The 19706-nt window shown below is 65.7% G+C and carries 13 protein-coding genes; 12 read left to right on the plus strand and 1 reads right to left on the minus strand.

The window, feature by feature from the left end; all coding sequences use genetic code 11:
- Window positions 1-417: 417 nt before the first annotated feature.
- The 10 genes from GOSPT_RS05915 (at window position 418) to GOSPT_RS05960 (ending at window position 15349) form a co-directional block, all read left to right on the plus strand.
- Entirely contained in the window at window positions 418-1476 is a 1059-nt protein-coding gene (locus GOSPT_RS05915) for an alpha/beta hydrolase (RefSeq protein WP_005204054.1), read from the plus strand.
- Between the two features lie 267 nt (window positions 1477-1743).
- Entirely contained in the window at window positions 1744-3201 is a 1458-nt protein-coding gene (locus tag GOSPT_RS05920; protein ID WP_005204056.1) for a nitrate/nitrite transporter, read from the plus strand.
- Between the two features lie 8 nt (window positions 3202-3209).
- Window positions 3210-5753: a nitrite reductase large subunit NirB gene (gene nirB / locus GOSPT_RS05925; protein ID WP_039854994.1), complete on the plus strand. Its 2544-nt coding sequence runs from the start codon at window positions 3210-3212 to the stop codon at window positions 5751-5753.
- Window positions 5750-6121, plus strand: a complete 372-nt coding sequence (gene nirD, locus GOSPT_RS05930) for a nitrite reductase small subunit NirD (protein WP_005204060.1) — start codon at window positions 5750-5752, stop codon at window positions 6119-6121. Before nirB (GOSPT_RS05925) ends, nirD begins: the two co-directional genes overlap by 4 nt.
- Window positions 6118-7299 (plus strand): uroporphyrinogen-III synthase, encoded by a 1182-nt coding sequence (locus tag GOSPT_RS05935; RefSeq protein ID WP_005204062.1) that lies wholly within the window; start codon window positions 6118-6120, stop codon window positions 7297-7299. Before nirD ends, GOSPT_RS05935 begins: the two co-directional genes overlap by 4 nt.
- A complete protein-coding gene (locus tag GOSPT_RS05940; RefSeq protein ID WP_005204064.1) occupies window positions 7289-8023 on the plus strand; it encodes a sirohydrochlorin chelatase in 735 nt (244 codons plus the stop codon). Before GOSPT_RS05935 ends, GOSPT_RS05940 begins: the two co-directional genes overlap by 11 nt.
- Before the next feature lie 20 nt (window positions 8024-8043).
- Window positions 8044-12180, plus strand: a complete 4137-nt coding sequence (locus GOSPT_RS05945; protein WP_005204067.1) for a bifunctional nitrate reductase/sulfite reductase flavoprotein subunit alpha — start codon at window positions 8044-8046, stop codon at window positions 12178-12180.
- An 18-nt stretch (window positions 12181-12198) separates the two neighbouring features.
- Window positions 12199-12552, plus strand: coding sequence for a hypothetical protein (locus tag GOSPT_RS05950; RefSeq protein WP_005204068.1), 354 nt, complete (start codon window positions 12199-12201; stop codon window positions 12550-12552).
- 17 nt (window positions 12553-12569) lie between these two features.
- Window positions 12570-15041 (plus strand): nitrite reductase large subunit NirB, encoded by a 2472-nt coding sequence (gene nirB / locus GOSPT_RS05955; protein WP_039855013.1) that lies wholly within the window; start codon window positions 12570-12572, stop codon window positions 15039-15041.
- On the plus strand, window positions 15038-15349 hold the full coding sequence (locus GOSPT_RS05960) for a Rieske (2Fe-2S) protein (RefSeq protein WP_005204072.1): 312 nt from the start codon (window positions 15038-15040) through the stop codon (window positions 15347-15349). Before nirB (GOSPT_RS05955) ends, GOSPT_RS05960 begins: the two co-directional genes overlap by 4 nt.
- Before the next feature lie 27 nt (window positions 15350-15376).
- Here the strand turns inward: GOSPT_RS05960 and kstR are convergent, their stop codons facing one another.
- Window positions 15377-16138 (minus strand): cholesterol catabolism transcriptional regulator KstR, encoded by a 762-nt coding sequence (gene kstR, locus GOSPT_RS05965; protein ID WP_005204074.1) that lies wholly within the window; start codon window positions 16136-16138, stop codon window positions 15377-15379.
- A 132-nt stretch (window positions 16139-16270) separates the two neighbouring features.
- On the opposite strand from kstR, the gene GOSPT_RS05970 reads away from it, so the two are divergent.
- Both GOSPT_RS05970 and GOSPT_RS05975 read left to right on the plus strand, forming a co-directional pair.
- On the plus strand, window positions 16271-18463 hold the full coding sequence (locus GOSPT_RS05970; protein ID WP_005204075.1) for an acyl-CoA dehydrogenase family protein: 2193 nt from the start codon (window positions 16271-16273) through the stop codon (window positions 18461-18463).
- Window positions 18464-18579: 116 nt separating this feature from the next.
- Window positions 18580-19677, plus strand: coding sequence for an acyl-CoA dehydrogenase family protein (locus tag GOSPT_RS05975; protein WP_005204077.1), 1098 nt, complete (start codon window positions 18580-18582; stop codon window positions 19675-19677).
- Window positions 19678-19706 lie beyond the last annotated feature (29 nt).

Raw genomic sequence — 19706 nt, forward strand, 5'->3', positions numbered from 1 at the left:
TCTGTTGCTGGCGCCGTCGGGCCGGTCGGTGTGGGCCGCGCGGGGCGCAGGAAGTAGGGGAAAGAATCCTTCCGCGGGTTTCGTGCCCTTTCTCGAGAAGTTGCGCGGGGAAGCGTCGACAAGTCGGGGAAGAGTTCGACGGCGCGTGGGGAGCGTCGAGGAGGGGTTGCTGGCGCCGCCGGGCCGGTCGGCGCCGCCTTCGCGGGGTGCAGGAACTAGGGGAAAGAATCCTTCCCCTACTTTCGGCCGCGGCGGATGAGGCTGTCGCCGAAGTTCGATGAGTAACGACGCCGGATAGGGCGCGATCGGCGTATGCCGTGGTCACAACTGCCTAACGACCCCACTGAGCATTTGGCGACGCTCGGCGCACGGCAGTAGCATTTGAGGCTGTTGTTATTGATGTGACTAAAGGGGCTGATGGTGCGACTTCGTGGAGTTCGGTGTGCGACGGCTCTGACCGCGCTCGCGGCTGTGATCGTCGGTGCCGCCACGATGAGCGGCATTGCCGCAGCCGACCCGACGCCCGTTCCGCCCCCGTCGAGCATCCAGACCGTCGTGCATGACACGCCGCTGCAGTCGACGCTGATCGTCTACTCGGCGTCGATGAACAAGGCGATCCCGGTCACGGTGCTGCATCCGAAGGACACCAGTAAGCCGGTAGCCACCCTCTACCTGCTCAATGGCGCAGGCGGAGGCGAGGATTCGGCAACCTGGGCCGCCAAGACGTCGTATGCACAGTTCTTCGCCGACAAGAACGTCAACGTGGTCACCCCGATCGGCGGTGCATTCTCGTATTACACCGACTGGCAGCGCGATGATCCGGTCCTCGGCCGCAACAAGTGGCAGACATTCCTGACCAAAGAACTTCCGCCGTTGATCGACAAGGAGTTCAAGACCACCAAGGCCAACGCGATCGCCGGCATCTCGATGGCCGGCACATCGGTGCTCAATCTCGCAATCGCGGACCCCAAGCTCTACAAGGCTGTCGCGGCCTACAGTGGATGTGCGCGAACCAGCGATCCGCTTGGGCTGCAATACATTCGGATGGTCGTGGGTGATCGCGGACGCGGAAACATCGTGAACATGTGGGGCGTCCCGGGTGGCCCGGGGTGGCAAGCGAACGACCCCTACCTGAACGCGGCCAAGCTGCGCGGCACCAAGGTGTACATGACAAGCGGCACGGGACTGCCCGGCCAATACGATCGGCTCGACTCGCCGCTGATCAACGGTGACCCGGTCACTCTCGCCAACCAGGTCCTGCTCGGCGGGGTCATCGAGGCGGCGGTCAACAACTGCACCCAGCAGATGGTTGCGCGCATGAAGCAGCTCCACGTTCCCAACAAGGTCCTGACCCGATCGGGCGGGACGCACTCCTGGGCCTACTGGGAACAGGACCTCCACGACACCTGGCCGATGATCGAGGCCGATCTCAACGCCAAGCCCGCACCCGCTGCAAAGGCCGCACCGAAGAAGTAAGGTCTGCGCTACGACGCCGGGCGGACAGCCCGGCTGTCGACGCTGCGCCCAACTGCTCGAGTTGGTCGTCTCGCTGCTTCTCACAGCCCGCTTCTCGTACCCCGCAGAGTTCTCACATCTCGCTGCGTCGAAAGGTGAGCAGACTGTGACGGCGGGGTCACGCACGGAAAACTTTCTGCAACAGCCGCTTCCTATCGTCGTAGACACATCACGTCGCGCCGCCGATTGTCGCGACACCTCAGCCCCATCGCAGGAAGCGGCACCCCCATGAGTTATGCGTACACCCGTAAACACCACATCACCGGATGGGACCCGGAAGACCGGCAGGCCTGGGACGCCGGCGGCGCGCAGATCGCCAAGCGCAACCTCGTCTGGTCGATCATCTGCGAGCACATCGGCTTCTCGATCTGGTCGCTGTTCTCGGTGATGGTGCTGTTCATGTCGCCGAAGTACGGCATCAGCCTCGACCAGAAGTTCGCCATCACGGCAACGGCCACCCTCGTCGGTGCCTGCCTTCGCATTCCGTATACCCAGGCAACTGCCAAGTTCGGCGGCCGCAACTGGGCCATCTTCTCCGCGATCGTGCTGCTGATCCCGACCACCCTCGTGTTGATCCTGATGATGAACCCGGGCAAGTTCGGGTTCGGCTGGTTCCTCTTCGCCGCAGCGCTCACCGGCCTCGGCGGCGGCAACTTCGCGTCGTCGATGACCAACATCAACGCGTTCTTCCCGCACCGCCTCAAGGGCTGGGCACTGGGGCTCAACGCAGGCGGCGGCAACATCGGCGTCCCGGTGATCCAGTTGATCGGGCTATTGGTCATCTGGTTGGCGTCCGACGAGCCGGAGATCGTGTGTGCCATCTACCTCGTCGCCCTCGCATTCGCCGCCATCGGTGCCGCGATCTACATGGACAACCTCGACCACCAGACCTCGAGCTACCGCTCCATGGTCGATTGCCTGAAGTACCGCGACACGTGGTTGATCTCGCTCCTCTACATCGGCACGTTCGGCTCGTTCATCGGCTTCAGCTTTGCCTTCTCGCAGGTGCTGCAGATCAGCTTCAAGTCGTCCGGCGTCGGCAATGCCGCACTCGCCGCAGCCCAAATCGCTTGGATCGGACCGCTTCTCGGTTCCATCGCGCGTCCCTACGGCGGCAAGCTCGCCGACCGCTTCGGTGGTGGCCGCATCACCTTCGTGTGCTTCCTCGCGATGATCGCGTCGGCGGCGGTGCTGGTGATCTCCGGAATGGCCGCCGACTCACACGCCCACCACAAGATCGGCACCGCTCAGCTGATCGGCTTCATCATCGGCTTCATCCTGCTGTTCCTGATCTCGGGAATCGCCAATGGTTCGGTCTACAAGATCATTCCGACCGTCTTCGAACACAAGGCTCGCAACCTCACCGGCCTCGACACGATGGGCCGTGTGGTCTGGTCGCGTAAGATGTCCGGTGCGCTCATCGGTATCGCGGGTGCGGTCGGTGCGCTCGGCGGCGTCGGCATCAACCTGGTGCTGCGTTCGAGCTACAAGGCCAATCAGTCTGCGACGGTTGCCTTCTGGGTGTTCCTCGGCTTCTATGTGATCGCCGCGATCATCACCTGGGTCTTCTACGCCCGACGCGAGATCGTGCTCGAGGAGCGCGAGACCACCGACATCGCGGTCGATTCGACGGTCGTCGACGACGCTCCCGCGGCCACCATCCCGGCAGCGGAACCCGCGAAGTGACCCCCGACATGGATTCGGCGCCAACGATGGACACGCGCACCTGTGTGGTCGTCGGCCACGGCATGGTCGGCCACCGATTCGTACAGGAACTCCGCGAACGCGACACCGCGAACCAGTACCGGGTGATCGTGCTGAGCGAAGAGCCGGTCGCCGCCTATGACCGGGTCGGGCTGTCGAGCTACGTCGGCTCCTGGGACCCGACGACGATGGCCCTGGCCGGCAACGCCTACCCCGACGACGATCTTGTGGAGGTACGCCTCGGCGAATCGGCCACCGATATCGACCGCGACGGCAAACGGATCGTCACCTCGTCGGGCAACGAGATCAGCTACGACACGCTGGTGTTGGCCACCGGCTCGTATCCGTTCGTGCCGCCGGTCGAGGGTAAGGACAATCCGCGGAGCTTTGTGTACCGCACCCTCGCCGATCTCGACTCGATCCGCGCGACCGCCGAGTCCGCGGGCTCGGGCGCACCTGGTGTCGTTGTCGGCGGCGGGCTGCTGGGACTCGAGGCAGCCAACGCACTCCGGTTGCTCGGAATGACGCCGCACATCGTCGAATTCGCGCCCCGCCTGATGCCACTGCAGGTCGACGAGGGCGGCGGTGCGTTGCTGGCATCGCTCGTCGGCGACCTCGGTCTGCATGTGCACACAGGGGTGTCGACGACGGCCATCGCCGACGCCGATGACGGTTCTCTGGCGGTCACCCTGTCGGACGGGACCGTCCTCGACGCCGCGCTCGTGGTGTTCTCCGCTGGTGTCCGACCACAGGACGCGCTCGGTCGACAGGCGGGCCTCGACGTCGGTGAGCGCGGCGGAATCATCACCGATACCGGCTGTCGCACAAGCGATTCGTCGATCTGGGCGATCGGTGAGGTCGCCGCGGTCGAGGGTCGCTGCTACGGCCTGGTCGCTCCCGGCTACACGATGGCCGAGATCGCGGCGGACGGCATCCTCGGTGCCGCCGAGGCGACGTTCCCCGGCGCCGACATGTCGACGAAGCTGAAACTGCTCGACGTCGACGTCGCGAGCTTCGGCGACGCGATGGGTGTCACCGAGAACGCACTCGAGATCGTCTACTCCGATCCCGTCGCGGGTACGTACAAGAAGCTCGTGCTCTCCGACGACGCGTCGACCCTGCTCGGCGGCATCCTCGTCGGTGATGCCGACGCCTACGCGATGCTGAAACCGATGGTGGGGCGCGAGATTCCGGGCGATCCGTCGTCGCTGATCGCGCCGGCGGCAGGTGAAGGCGGCGGGATCGGATTGTCGGCACTGCCCGACGACGCCGAGATCTGTTCGTGCAACGGCGTTTCCAAGGGAGCGATCTGCTCGGCCATCGCCGACGGTGCGTGCTCGGTCGCCGACATCAAGGGGTGCACGTCGGCGGGCACCACGTGTGGTGGTTGCGTGCCGTCGATCACCAGACTCCTCGCCGACTCCGGCGTCGAGTTGTCCAAGGCGCTGTGTGCTCACTTCACACAGTCGCGTGCCGAACTGTTCTCGATCGTGGCGGCAACCGGAATCCGCACCTTCTCCGAGTTGATCGCCCGCTTCGGGACCGGGAGTGGCTGCGAGATCTGCAAGCCGACCGTCGCGTCGATCCTGGCCTCGACGTCGAGCGATCACATCCTCGACGGCGAGCAGGCCGCGCTGCAGGACACCAACGACCACTTCCTGGCCAATCTGCAGAAGAACGGCACCTATTCGGTCGTTCCGCGGATGCCCGGTGGCGAGGTGACCGCGGATCAGCTGATCACGATCGGTCAGATCGCCAAGGATTTCGGCCTCTACACCAAGGTCACCGGTGGTCAGCGCATCGATATGTTCGGTGCGCGCGTCGAGCAGCTTCCCGAGATCTGGCGTCGGCTCGTCGACGCCGGGATGGAATCGGGCCACGCCTACGGCAAGAGCCTGCGGACGGTGAAGAGCTGCGTCGGTTCGAGCTGGTGTCGCTACGGCGTGCAGGATTCGGTGGCGATGGCGGTCCGTCTCGAACATCGCTATCGCGGGTTGCGCTCACCACACAAGATCAAGCTCGGTGTGTCGGGGTGTGCCCGCGAGTGCGCTGAGGCACGCGGCAAGGACGTCGGCGTGATCGCGACCGAGAATGGTTGGAACCTCTACGTCGGCGGAAATGGCGGCCAGAGTCCAGCGCATGCAAAGCTTCTCGCCTCCGGACTCGACGACGAGACGCTGGTGCGCTACATCGACCGCTACCTGATGTTCTACGTCAGGACCGCCGACCGGTTGCAGCGCACCGCGCCGTGGCAGGAGAGCTTCGACGGAGGGCTCGATCGGTTGCGGGAGATCGTCTGCGACGACATCCTGGGTATCGGAGGCGACCTCGAGGATGCGGTCGCCAGGCACGTTGACGGCTACCGCGACGAATGGGCCGCAGTGCTCGACGATGAGGACAAACTGCGTCGCTTCGTGTCCTTTGTCAACGCCCCGGAGACTCCCGACCCGACCATCGCCTTCGACGACTCGTCGGGCCGCAAGGTCCCGGTGCTGCTCGGAACGCCCACACGATTCAAGGAGACACCACCATGACCGCGTTGGACGACGCCGTAAGCACCTGGGTGCCGGTGTGCGCCCTCGACCAATTGACCGTCGGCCGTGGTGTCGCTGCACTCGTCGGCGGCACGCAGGTCGCGGTGTTCCGCCTGTCCGATGGTGAGGACACACTGCGCGTCGTCGACAACATCGACCCCTTCGGTCGGGCTGCGGTGATGTCGCGCGGGCTCATCGGCGACAGGAACGGCGAGCCCACCGTCGCATCGCCGCTGCTCAAGCAGGTGTTCTCGCTCGATACCGGTGCGTGCCTCGACGATGAGTCACAGGCCCTGCAGACGTATCCGGTGCGGGTGGTCGACGGCACGGTCGAGATCGGGATCATCGAGATCAGCGATACCCGATGACACCCTCCGACTCACCCACTGTCACGGCGACTCCGGACAAGACCCTGACCGGCTTCACCGTCGGCATCACAGCGGCGCGGCGAGCCGACGAGTTCGCCGCTCTGCTCACACGTCGTGGCGCCGAGGTCATCCATGCCCCTGCCATTCGCATCATCCCGCTCATCGACGACGACGAGCTTGAGCGTGCCACCGAGTCGATCCTCAAAGAACCGCCAGACGTCATGGTGGCGACCACCGGAATCGGATTCCGGGGTTGGGTCGAGGCGGCTGACGGGTGGGGACTCGCCGACGACCTCGTGGACACACTCGGTGGGGTTCGGCTGCTCGCGAGAGGTCCCAAGGCCAAGGGCGCCATTCGTGCGGCCGGCCTGCGTGAGCAGTGGTCGCCACCCAGCGAGTCGTCGAGCGAGCTCATTCGCGAGCTACTCGACGAGGGAGTCGCGGGACTGCGGGTCGCCGTACAGCTCCACGGTGCGACGACGAGTTGGGAGCCGCTACCCGACCTGTGCGACGTGCTGCGCGAGGCGGGTGCCGAGGTCGTCCCGGTTCCGGTCTACCGCTGGACTCCGCCGGACGACACCGACCCGATGGCTCGGATGATCGACGCCGTCATCAACCGCGACCTCGACGCCGTGACGTTCACCAGCGCGCCTGCGGTGGCGTCGATGCTCGGTCAGGCGCATCGCACCGGTGCACTCGAACCATTGCTGCACGCCATGCGCACCGCGGTACCTGCGATGTGCGTCGGCAATGTGACTGCGGGGCCCCTGCATGCGCTGCAGGTTCCCACGGTGCAGCCCGCCCGCTTTCGTCTCGGTGCGCTCGTCAGACTGATCGCCGAGGAACTGCCGCGTCGTGCGAGTGTGCTCCGCGTCGCCGGGCACGACCTGAGCCTTCGGGCGTCGGGCGTCGTCGTCGACGGCTGCTTTCACTCGGTGACGGGTTCGAGCATGGCGCTACTGCGCGTGCTGCATCGTGTTCCGGGACAAGTCATCTCGCGCAAGGCGATGCTCGACGAACTCCCCGGCGGAGGCACCGACACCCACGCCGTCGAGATGGCGGTCACCAGACTGCGCTCGGCGCTGGGCGATTCGAAAATGATCCAGACGGTGGTCAAGCGTGGATACCGCTTGGCTGTCGACCTCGAATATGACGAGAACGATTCCGATGAAGCCTGAACACACCGCTGCCACCCGTCCGCAACCCATCCTCGTGGCACACGGCACCCGCTCGGTTGCGGGAGTCTCGACCGTCGGACGCATCGCCGAACTCGTGGGGGAGCGCGTGGGGACGACCCGCGTGGCTTTCGTCGACGTTCTCGGTCCGTCACCGTCGGAACTGCTCGCGCAGACCCCGGGACCGGCGATCATCGTGCCTGCCTTTCTTGCCGCCGGATACCACGTCCGACGCGACATCCCGGAGCACATCGAGGCCAGTGGCCATCAGCGGGTCACATTGTGCGACAACATGGGCCCCGACCCGATGCTCGCGGTGCTGATGCTCGAGCGACTGCGCGCCGCAGGCTGGCGCGATGGTGACGCCGTGGTCATGGCCGCCGCCGGATCGTCGGACCCGCTCGCGCTGGCCGACGTCGAGACCGCCGCTCGTCAGCTCGGAGAGCTGATCGACGACGACGTGTCGGTCGGCTATGTCGCCACCGCGACCCCGCGCGTCCCCGACGTGGTGTCGGCGACGCGCAGGTCACGGCGGCGTCGGGTCTTCATCGCCGCATACCTGTTGGCGCCCGGGTTGTTTCACTCCCGCCTGAGCGAGTATGGCGCCGACGGCGTTGCCGCACCGATCGGCGCGGACCCGCGGGTGGCCGATCTGATCGTCGCGCGGCTCACCTCCGCGGGTCTGCGCGACTCACAGTCGCGACCAGCCCGTGTGAGAACCATGTGATCGACCGGTAACGCGCATTCATGGCATCGGAAACAATCGGCTCCAACCATGGAGTCATGCCCGCGACCTCCACCGTCGACTCGCTCTGTGCTTACTGCGGGGTGGGGTGCGGGATGGTGCTGCACGTGTCGACGCCCGACGGCGCAGGACTTCCGCTGGTCACCAAGACCACCGGACGTAAGGACCATCCGACGAACTTCGGGCGGTTGTGCACCAAGGGATCGACCACGTCGGACATGCTGGCCGCGCCGGGACGGATGGAGAAGGCGTCGATCCGGACCAGCCGGGACACCGACCGGGAGTCGGTCGGAATCGACGAGGCGATCTCCTTCGCCGCACGCCGGATGCGGGCGATAGCCGACGAGCACGGCCCGGATTCGGTTGCGGTGTACGTGTCGGGCCAGATGTCGACCGAGGCACAGTACCTGTCGAACAAGTTCACCAAGGGCTATTTGCGCGGCATCAACATCGAATCCAACTCGCGACTGTGCATGGCCAGCGCAGGCACCGGCTACAAGCAGTCCCTCGGCGCCGACGGCCCACCCGGCTCCTATCAGGACTTCGAACACGCCGACCTGTTCTTCGTGATCGGCTCCAACATGGCCGACTGTCATCCGATCCTGTTCCTGCGCATGATGGAACGGGTCAAGGCAGGCGCGAAGCTGGTCGTCATCGATCCACGACGCACCGCCACCGCGGCCAAGGCCGACCTCTACCTGCAGGTCAAACCCGGCACCGACCTCGCCCTGCTGAACGGTCTGCTGCACCTGTTGATCGAGGCCGACAACGTCGATCACGACTTCGTCGAGAGCTACACCGAGGGTTTCACCGCGACCAAGGAGTTCGTCTCCGAGTACACGCCAGCATTCGTCAGCGAGACCACCGGCATCCCCGAGGCCGACATCCGCACGGCCGCAACGTGGATCGGCGAATCCACGAACTGGATGAGTTGCTGGACAATGGGACTCAACCAGTCGATCCACGGCACCTGGCATACCAACGCGCTGATCAATCTGCACCTGGCCACCGGCGCGATCTGCCGCCTCGGCAGTGGCCCCTTCTCGCTCACCGGACAGCCCAACGCGATGGGCGGACGCGAAATGGGTTACATGGGGCCGGGTTTGCCCGGCCAGCGGGCGGTGATCTCCGAGGCCGACCGTGACTTCTGCGAGGACACCTGGGAGGTGCCACGCGGCACCCTGCGCAGTGAGGTCGGGACCGGCACCATCGACATGTTCGACCAGATGGCCGACGGCAAGATCAAGGCCTGCTGGATCATCTGCACCAATCCCATTGCCAGCGTGTCCAATCGGTCGCGGGTCATCGACGCATTGCAGCGCTGTGAGCTGGTGGTGGTGCAGGATGTGTTCGCCGAGAACGAGACCCTGCCATACGCCGACGTCGCACTGCCTGCCACCCTGTGGACCGAGTCCGACGGGGTGATGATCAACTCCGAACGCAACCTCACCCTCTTCCAGCCCGCCGTCGCGCCACCCGGCGACGCGCTACCCGACTGGCAACTGATCTGCCGGATCGCCACCGAGATGGGATACGGCGAAGGATTCTCCTTCGGATCGGCCGAAGAGGTGTTCGAGGAGATCAAGCGTTTCTGGAATCCCAAGACCGGGTGGGACATTCGCGGTGCCAGCTATGCGCGTCTCCGCGAGACCCCGCTGCAGTGGCCGTGCCCGCCCGACGACGACGCCGACCGCCACCCGATCCGCTACCTCAACGACGGCCGTAGCCAGACCAAGGTGGTGCGGGCCGACGGCACCACACCGGAGTTCGTCTTCCCCACCCCGAGCGGGCGGGCGATCTTCCACGCCCGACCATGCCTTCCGCCCGCCGAGATGCCCGACGACGAGTTCCCCCTGGTCCTCAACACCGGACGGCTGCCGCACCAGTGGCACACCATGACCAAGACCGGGCGGGTGGCCAAACTCAACAAACTCAACCCGTCACCGTTCGTCGAGATCCACCCCGACGATGCGGCCGCTCTCGATGTGGCCGAAGGGGATTCGGTGCGCGTCCGCTCGCGGCGTGGTGCCGCGGTGCTGCCTGCAGTCCTCACCGACCGCGTACGCCCCGGCAACTGCTTTGCCCCGTTTCACTGGAGCGACATGTTCGGTGCTGACGTCACCATCAACGCCGTCACCAACGACGCCGTCGACCCGGCGTCGCTGCAACCGGAGTTCAAGGTCAGTGCCGTGGCATTGGAGAAGGTCGCCGCAGCGCCGACCTCTGATACACCCGCATCGGCGCAGGCCCGGGCCGATGTCCCGGCGTCGTCTCTTGCTGTGACCCTGGGGCTTTCGGCCATCACGCCGCCTGCACTATCGAGCACCGAACAAGCCTATGTGGCAGGCGTGCTGGCCGGTCTGCAGAGCGAGGCGTCGGTCGCAGGCGTACCGCTGCTGCCGCCGGAGGCGCCGCTGTCCGAACAGAATCGCGCCTGGGTGAATGGTGTTCTCGCCGGGGCATTCTCACGATCGACGTCCACCACGGGCGGGCCGCTGACAGCAGCGCCGGAGGAACAGGCTTCCGCACCGACCGTCGAGGTGCTCTGGGCATCGCAGACCGGTACCGTCGAGGACTACGCGCCGACGGTCGCGCAATCGCTGGCCGCGCAGGGTTATTCGGCCGCCACCAAAACTCTCGACGAGGCCGGACTGGCGTCCCTCACCCCGGAGAGCACGGTACTGATCGTCACCTCCACCACCGGAGACGGCGATCCCCCGGACAATGCCACATCCTTCTGGGACCAACTGTCCGGCGACGATGTCCCACCGTTGAGCGGCGTGCGGTACGGGGTGCTGGCCTTCGGCGATCCCAGCTACGACGAATTCTGCGGCTTCGGACGCAAACTCGACGACCGGCTGGCCGAACTGGGAGCCACTCGTCTCCTCGACCGGGTCGACTGCGAACCCGATTTCGAGTCGACGGCACAGGGCTGGCTCGACGCCGTGTCCGGTGAACTGGCCACCGCGCTGCCGTCGGCGAGCGCCCCTGCGGAAGCTCCGCCGGCGCCGGCCGCGCCGATCTCCTACGGTCGTAAGAACCCGCTGGTGACCTCGCTGGTCCGGAACACCCGCCTCAGTGGCGACGGATCAGCAAAGGATGTGCGGCAGTTCGGTTTCGCGCTGCCCGAGAACACTCTGACCTACGATGCCGGCGATGCCCTCGGGGTGTGGCCGCGCAACAGCCCACCACTTGTCGAGGCGTTCCTGGAGACCTCGGGGCTCGACGCCGACACGGTGGTCACCGTCGGCGGGGACGACATGCCGTTGGGTATTGCCCTGCGTGAGCGTCTCGAGATCGCGAAGATCAGCCCCGGTGTCCTCGAATTCGTCTGCGACCGGGCAGCATCGGCGGATCTGCGGTCGATGCTGGCGCCGGAGAACAAGTCCGATCTCGACGACTGGCTGTGGGGCAGGCAGATCGCCGACCTGCTCACCACGTTCCCGATGCGTGCTTCGGCGACCGACTGGCTGTCGAAGCTGGCACCGATGACTCCCCGGCAGTACTCGATCTCGTCGAGTCCGCTGGAGAGCCCCGACGAGGTCCAATTGACCGTGTCGGCAGTGCGCTACAACCTGCACGGCGTCCCGCGCCACGGCGTCTGCTCGACCTACCTCGCCGACCACGCCGCCGACGATGACATCCGAATCTGGGTGCAGCGCAATGCCGGCTTCTCGCCGCCCGAGGATCCGGACGCCCCGATGATCATGGTCGGCCCGGGTACCGGCATCGCTCCGTTCCGCGGGTTCCTGCATCACCGTCGGCTACTGGGTCATCGTGGGCCGAACTGGTTGTTCTTCGGGGAGCAGCACGCGGCCACCGACTTCTACTACCGCGACGAACTCGAGACGATGCTCGCCGACGGGTCGTTGGACCGGCTCGACGTCGCATTCTCCCGCGATCAGAAGTCGAAAGTCTATGTGCAGGACCGGATGATTGAGCACGGTGAGCAGCTCTGGCGATGGCTGTCCGACGGTGCGCACTTCTACGTGTGCGGCGATCGGACACGCATGGCCCGCGATGTCGACGACGCGCTGACCCGGGTCGTCGCCGAACACGGTAAGTTGTCCGGCCCCAGCGCCGAGGCATATGTGAAAGCCCTTGCCGCCGATAAACGTTACGTGCGTGACGTCTACTGAAAGGTGCCCTGAGACCTCATGAGTGACAGCAGCACACCGCGATTTCTGCAAGGCCTGTTCGCGTTCAAGGGAGCCGGATTCGAGACCCTCGTGGTCATCGACGACTCGCTCACCCTGACCGTGCCCGACGGCTCGACGCTGCAGGCGGTCTACTTCCGTGGCGGCAACAGCAGCGATGAGATGATCACGATCGCGTTGATGCATGACGGGAAGCCGGTGCGCTACTTCCCGATTGCCGCCCAGGGCGGTACCCACGTGCCGCTACGGCTGGTGGAGGATTTTCTGGAGGGCGCGGAGATATCCCTGGCGCTGGCCGCACCCACCTCCGCGTCGGGCACCGTGGTCATCGACCTCGGCGTGGTGGAGTTCTGATGGCGCAGGAGTCTGCGATGACCCGACAATCGCTGGTGGTGGTGGGCAATGGCATGGCAGGCGCCCGCGCCATCGAGGAGATCCTGGCGCGTGGCGGAGCAGATCAGTTCGCCATCACCGTCTTCGGTGACGAACCGTATGGAAACTACAACCGCATCGCGCTGTCCCACGTGCTCGCCGGCTCCGATGCGCCCGACGACATCTACCTGAACGCCGTCGATTGGTACGGCGACAACGGAATCGATCTGCGGGCCGGGGTGCGGGTGGTCCGCATCGACCCGTACGCGAAAGTCGTGCTCGCCGATGACGGTTCGCGGGTGGCCTACGACAAGTTGATCATCGCCACCGGCAGCCGTGCCTTCTTCCCGCCCATCGAGGGGCTGTGGGTCGACGACACCACGCAGCTGAGCGGCGTATTCGGCTTTCGCAGCCTCGACGACACCACGGCGATCATCGCCCACGCCGACGACGCCCAGCATGCGGTGGTCATCGGCGGCGGACTACTCGGACTCGAAGCGGCACACGGTCTTTACGGCCGCGGTGTGGCGTCGACGGTGGTGCATTCCGGCCCCATTCTGATGAACGCCCAGCTCGACGAAACCGGTGGTGCGGTGTTGCGCAGCGCGATCGAGTCGACCGGCGTCACCGTGGTCACCGGTAAACGCACCGTCACAGCCTTCGCCGATGACGAGAATGCCATCACCGGAATCGGATTCGCCGATGGCGAGCAGATGGAGTGCGATCTGCTGGTGCTGGCCACCGGCATCCGACCCAACGTGGGGCTGGCCCGCGGTGCCGGACTGACCGTCGAACGCGCCATCGTCGTCGACGACCACATGCGCTCGATCGACGACGACGACATCTACGTGGTCGGCGAATGCGCGCAGCACCGTGGCCAGGTATACGGACTCGTCGCACCCCTGTGGGAGCAGGCCAAGGTCCTGGCCGATCACCTCACCGCAGCCAATTCGACTGCCGCATATCATGGTTCGCGGACCTCGACGAAACTCAAGGTCGCCGGCGTCGACGTCGCCCAGATGGGCGTCAAGGCACCCGAACATGCCGACGACGAGTACCTGCAGTTCTACGAGCCCCGGCACGGCGTCTACAAGACGGTGGTGATCCGGGAGAACAAGCTCGTCGGCGCCACCCTCGTCGGCGACGTCAGCAAGGTCTCGTTCCTGATGCAGGCCTTCGATCAGGGAACCGAACTCCCCGACGAACGCATCTCGCTGATGTTCGACATCGGAACACCCGACGCCGCAACGGGTGTCGAGGAACTCTCCGACGATGCCCAGGTGTGCAACTGCAACGGTGTCGACAAGGCGACCATCGTCGGGTGTGTCGCGGGCGGCACCACCTCGGTGGCAGGCGTGATGGCCGCGACCCGCGCCGGAAAGGGCTGCGGCTCATGTAAGGGTTTGGTGGCGCAGGTCGTCGAATGGGCCGCAGGCGACGCGGTCACCGAGGACCCGTCGGCCAACTGGTACGTTCCCGCAATCCCGTACGAGAAGCCAGAACTCATGCGGCTGATCCGCGAACTCAAGCTCTACTCGGTGCGTTCGGTGTTCGCTGCCCTCGCGCCGGACGGCAAGGAGGATGCGAACTCCAAGATGGGGTTGTCATCGCTGCTGGAGATGATGTGGGGTTCCGACTTCATCGACGAACGCGCCGAACGTTTCATCAACGACCGTGTCCACGCGAATATCCAGCGCGACGGTACGTTTTCCGTTGTGCCGCAGATGAAAGGCGGCGTGACCAACGTCGAGCAGTTGCGCAAGATCGCCGACGTCGCGGAGAAGTACGACGTTCCGCTCATCAAACTGACCGGAGGCCAGCGCATCGACCTGCTCGGCCTGCGCAAGGAGGATCTGCCCAACGTGTGGGCCGATCTCGACATGCCGTCGGGGTATGCGTACGGCAAGAGTTTCCGCACGGTGAAAACCTGTGTGGGAAGCGACTTCTGCCGGTTCGGGGTGGGCGACTCGACGGCGCTGGGCATTGCTCTCGAGGAGCGGTATCAGGGCATAGCGGGTCCCGCGAAGATGAAACTCGCGGTCACCGGCTGCCCGCGCAATTGTGCTGAAGCGCTGTGCAAGGACTTCGGCGTCGTCGCGATCGACGGCGGCAAGTGGGAGATCTACGTCGGCGGTGCCGCAGGCGCACACATCCGCAAGGGCGATCTCTTGGCGACCGTCGACAGTGCCGACGAGGTCATGACACTGGCCGGCCGCTTCCTGCAGTACTACCGCGAGAGCGCGAAATGGCTCGAACGCACCTACGCCTGGGTTCCGCGCTACGGCATCGAGAAGATCAGGGCCGTCGTCGTCGACGACGCGGAAGGCATTGCGCAACAACTCGATTCCAACATGCAGCGCTCCGTCGACGCCTATCGGGATCCTTGGCAGGACGGCAAACAGCCTGCAACTCCCGGGCAGTTCCGTTCGGCGCTACCGCTGCTGCCGCTCCCGCAGGTGCCGGTCCGATGAGCGAGATAGCAGTCGGCAACATCGCCGACATCCCGCAGGGCGAGGGACGGGCATTCGGTATCGACGGTGCGCAGATCGCGGTCTTCCGACTGCGCGACGATTCGCTGCGCGCACTCGACGCCGTCTGCCCGCACCGCGGCGGGCCACTGGCCGACGCACTGATCGACGACTGTGTCGTGGTGTGCCCGTTGCACAATCACACCTACGACCTGGGGACCGGTGACGAGATCGCCTTCGGCGGCAGCGGAGTCCGTGCGTACGCGGTGCGCGCCGACGAGTCGGGCACGATCACCGTCGACCTGGGCTGATCCGGTAGGTCCGCGCCGGCGGTTCGGTTACGCCTGTGCTGCGACCCTGCCCTTGAGGAGCAGTCGGACTGTGAGCTCGAGCCGGTTGGTGACGTCGGTGGCCGAGGCGCGGCGGGTGAGCCACTGCACCAGGTTCGACATCCACACATCCGACAGCACGCGTGCGATCGCGAGTTCTTCGTCGCTTGGCTCGCCCTCGTCGACGATCGCGCCTGCGAACAGTCGGTCGATGATCCCGGCGACCTGATCGACCTCGGCGGTCGCGGACGCGTCGGCGAACATGAAGGCTCTTGTCATGGCCTCGGTCAACAGCGGATCGCGCTGCATCGCGAAGGTGATCATGTCGAGGACGTGGCGCAGTCGCTCAATGGCGTTCTCGCCCTGCAATTGGGAGCGGTCGACGCGGGTCTCGACGCGCTCGAACTCACGCGCAAGCGCGGTGACCAGCAGGTGCACCTTCGACGGGAAGTAGCGGTAGAGGGTTCCCACCGCGACGTCGGCCTTCTCTGCGACGGTGCGCATCTGCACGGCGTCGTAGCCGCCCTTGGAGGCGAGGGCGAGCGTCGCGTCGAGGATGCGGCGTCGACGGTCGCGTTGCGCTGCGGAACCGCTTTCGGTCGTCGAATTGGCTGTCGTGGATGTCGCTGCGATTGACGCGGCTGTGGCTGCGGTTGATGCGGCGTCGGGCTGGGCGGGAGAGCCCTTGTCGGCGACCGACTTCGACGAGGCTCCCTTGTTCGGACTCGGTGCCGACTTCTGTGGCACGGCATCTTCAGACGACCGGGTCATGTGTAGGCGACATCCTCATCTCGTGACCGTCGACGTCGCTGGGACGTCGACAGGTCTGGTGGACAAAATCCCTTCGGACTATTAGAACAGGTTCTAATTCTTCGTCACAACCGAAATGCAGAGGATTTCAGCGTGAGCCTTGCCACGTCGGCCGAACAGATCGCCGTCTGCGAAGCCATTTCCGCGTGGGCGACGCGCCGTCGCACCACCGATATCGTACGGGCTGAACTGGAGAAACCGCGCGATCACTGGCGCCACCTGTTTCCAGAACTGGCCGAGTTGGGCGTGTTCGCTGCGCTGGTCGACGAGGCACAGGGCGGCGTCGGAGCCTCGTTCGCCGACGTCGCAGCGATGATCGAGCAGTGTGGGGCCAGCCTGGTGCCGGGTCCGATCGGCGAGACCGTCGTGGCGACCCTGGCGCTATCGGTGTCGATCGACCCCCGTGCCGCGGCGGTGCGCGACACGTTGGTGTCGGGAGAAGTCTCCGCGACGGTGCCCACCCTTACGCGGGCAGGTGGCGAGGCGGTGCTGGTCGACGGATCAGTCGATCTCGGCAGCATCGTCGGATATGTCGACAGCAGCGTAATCCTCACAAAAATTGCAGGTCAGGGTATTGATGCCAGGTGGTTTGTGATTCCTGCCGATGCGGGCGTACGCGATGTGGAGCCTGCGGCGAGCCTCGATGGCAGAGGATCGGTCGGTCGGCTGCGCATCACCGATCTGAGAGTCGACGACCTGCTCGCCGTCGACGATGGTGATCTCATTGCGGGCGCGCTGTCGGCCGCCTTCGCCGCATACGCATCCGGCGTGACGCGCTGGGCGCTCGACACCGCGGTCGACTACGCCAAGGTGCGCACTCAGTTCGGAGCGCCGATCGGCTCGTTCCAAGCCGTGAAGCACATCTGCGCCGACATGCTCTGTCGCAGCGAACAGGTCACCGCGGCGGCATGGGATCTCGCGGTCGCCGTCGACGCTGCGATTGCCGCACCCGTGGGCGACGACGACGCGGAGACCGCGCGCGAACAACTCGCGTTCTCCAGGCTCGCCGCCGATGTGCTCATCGCATCGCTGCCCGTCGCGACCACCGAGGACTGCATCCAGGTGCTCGGGGGCATCGGGTTCACATTCGAGCACGACGCACATCTCTACCTGCGGACGGCATTGGCACTGCGCGCCGCGACAGCGGCCGCGTCGACGCAGCGTGAGCAACTCGGTCGCCTCGGCATCCTCGGTGGGCGTCGACGCTTTGAGCTCGACCTGACCTCCGTCGAACATTGTCGCGCGGCGATCAGGGCCGACATCGCCGCGATCGCGGCAGCAGCACCGGATGCGCAGCGGGCTGCGATGGCCGAATCCGGTTATCTCACACCGCATTGGCCGCCGCCGCACGGTCTCGGTGCCGACCCGGCGCTGCAGTTGCTCATCGACTCCGAGTTCGAACGCGCGGACGTCGAACGTCCCGACCTCGTGATCGGGGCATGGGCGATCCCGACGATCCTCGAGCACGGAACCGCCAAGCAGCACACACGTTTCGTGCATCCGACCCTCGTCGGCGACATCATCTGGTGCCAGTTGTTCAGCGAACCCGAGGCAGGCTCCGACCTTGCGTCGTTGCGCACCAGGGCTATTCGCGTCGATGGCGGTTGGAGTCTGACCGGGCAGAAGATCTGGATCTCTCAGGCGCACAACGCGCAGTGGGGGATCTGTCTCGCCCGAACGAATCCCGAGGTGCCGAAACACAAGGGGATCACCTACTTCCTGATCGACATGGCTTCGTCCGGCATCGACATCCGACCGCTTCGGGAGTTGTCCGGGCAGGCCAACTTCAACGAGGTCTTCCTCGACGACGTGTTCGTGCCCGACGAGTGCGTGGTCGGTGAGGTCGACGGTGGCTGGCGCCTGGCCCGTACGACGCTTGCCAACGAACGTGTGGCCATGGGTGGTTCGGGACTCGGCAAGGAGATGGACGCGCTGCTGGGGCAGATCGATTCGTTGGGTCGGGAGCTGTCCGCAGGCGAGTTGGCACGGTTGGGTGAGCTCGTCGCCGATGCTCACGTCGGACGTGTTCTCGACGCCCTCGCGGTGTCGCGTCGGCTGGCGGGCCACGATCCGGGTGCGGTGTCGAGCGTGCGCAAGCTGATCGGCGTCGCGCACCGGCAATCGGTGCCGGAGTTCGGTCTCGACCTGCTCGGCGTCGACGGTGCTGGTGCCGGTGAGGCGTCGGATCAGCTCCTGCAGAACAGGTGTCTGTCCATTGCAGGCGGCACCACCCAGATACTGCGGACCGCCGCAGCCGAACGGATTCTCGGTCTGCCGCGCGGCTGACGCGTGACGAGACCCGAGAATCAGCAGATCAACCGCCAATTCGCCCACCGAGGGCGCGAAGTCTGATACAACTAGAACGAGTTCTAGTTTTGGTGTTGGCGAGAAGGGGACCGTCGGTGGATTTCGGCATGGACAGCTCCGCGGAAGCGGTCGCCGATGTGGCGCGGGATGTATTCACCCGCCACGAGTCCGACTGGACGTCGCTGTTCGGCGGACGGGTCAGGGCAGGCGAGTCGCAAGAGGATTCCGCGGCGTCGTACGACGGCTTTGATCACAACCTCTGGACGGCATTGACCGACGCCGGACTGCTCGCCCTGCCACTACCGGAAGCGCTCGGGGGTGACGATCTCGGAGTCCTCGGCGTGCTACCGCTGCTGCGGCAGCTGGGTTCGGCCGCCGCGGTGACCCCGGCACTCGGCGCACTGGTGTCCGCACTCTTCCTGCAGACCGTCGACCACGCCGCGCGCGATCGGTGGGCCGCGACGCTCACCGACGGCGGATGGCACGCGATCGCGATCGGCGAACCCGGCGATCCGTTGACGTCGACGCCGCGCACCACGTTGCGTGACGGGCGGTTGTCGGGCACCAAGAGTGGGGTGTTGCACGCCGACGGCGCGTCGACGCTACTCGTCGCCAGCGATGCCGGGGTGGTCGCCGTGGCAACCGCCGCCGACGGTGTGTCGATCACGCGAACCCCGACGTCGAGTGGTTGGGGCGAGTTCACGGTGCGGTTCGACGACGTGATCGTCGACGACGCCGACGTTCTCGCCGCCGAGATCTCGGGATTGCGAAACCTGTACCGACTCGCGGTGAGTGCGTACGCCGACGGCCTTGTCGCGGGGGCTACGCGCCTCACCGCCGATCACGTGTCCAACCGTACGCAGTTCGGCAAACCGATCGCGCTGTTCCAGGCTGTCGGGCAGCAGTTGGCCGACATCTACGTCGTCGGACGGTCGCTGAACCTCTCGACCACGGCTGCCGCGTGGCGACTCTCCGAAGGTCTTGATGCACAACAGGATCTGGGCATCGCGTCGTATTGGACGGCAGCCGAGATCCCCGCGGCGATGCGGACCATGACCCACCTCCACGGGGGCGTCGGTGTCGACCTGACGTATCCGTTGCATCGTTACTTCTCGATCGCCAAGGATCTCGCGCGACTCGTCGGAGGGGCCAACGCCCGACTCGACGAGCTCGCCGACGCGTCGAATCCATAGCGGCACCAACCTGATTCACCCGACAGCTC

The organism is Gordonia sputi NBRC 100414 (assembly GCF_000248055.1).
Lineage (GTDB): Bacteria > Actinomycetota > Actinomycetes > Mycobacteriales > Mycobacteriaceae > Gordonia > Gordonia sputi.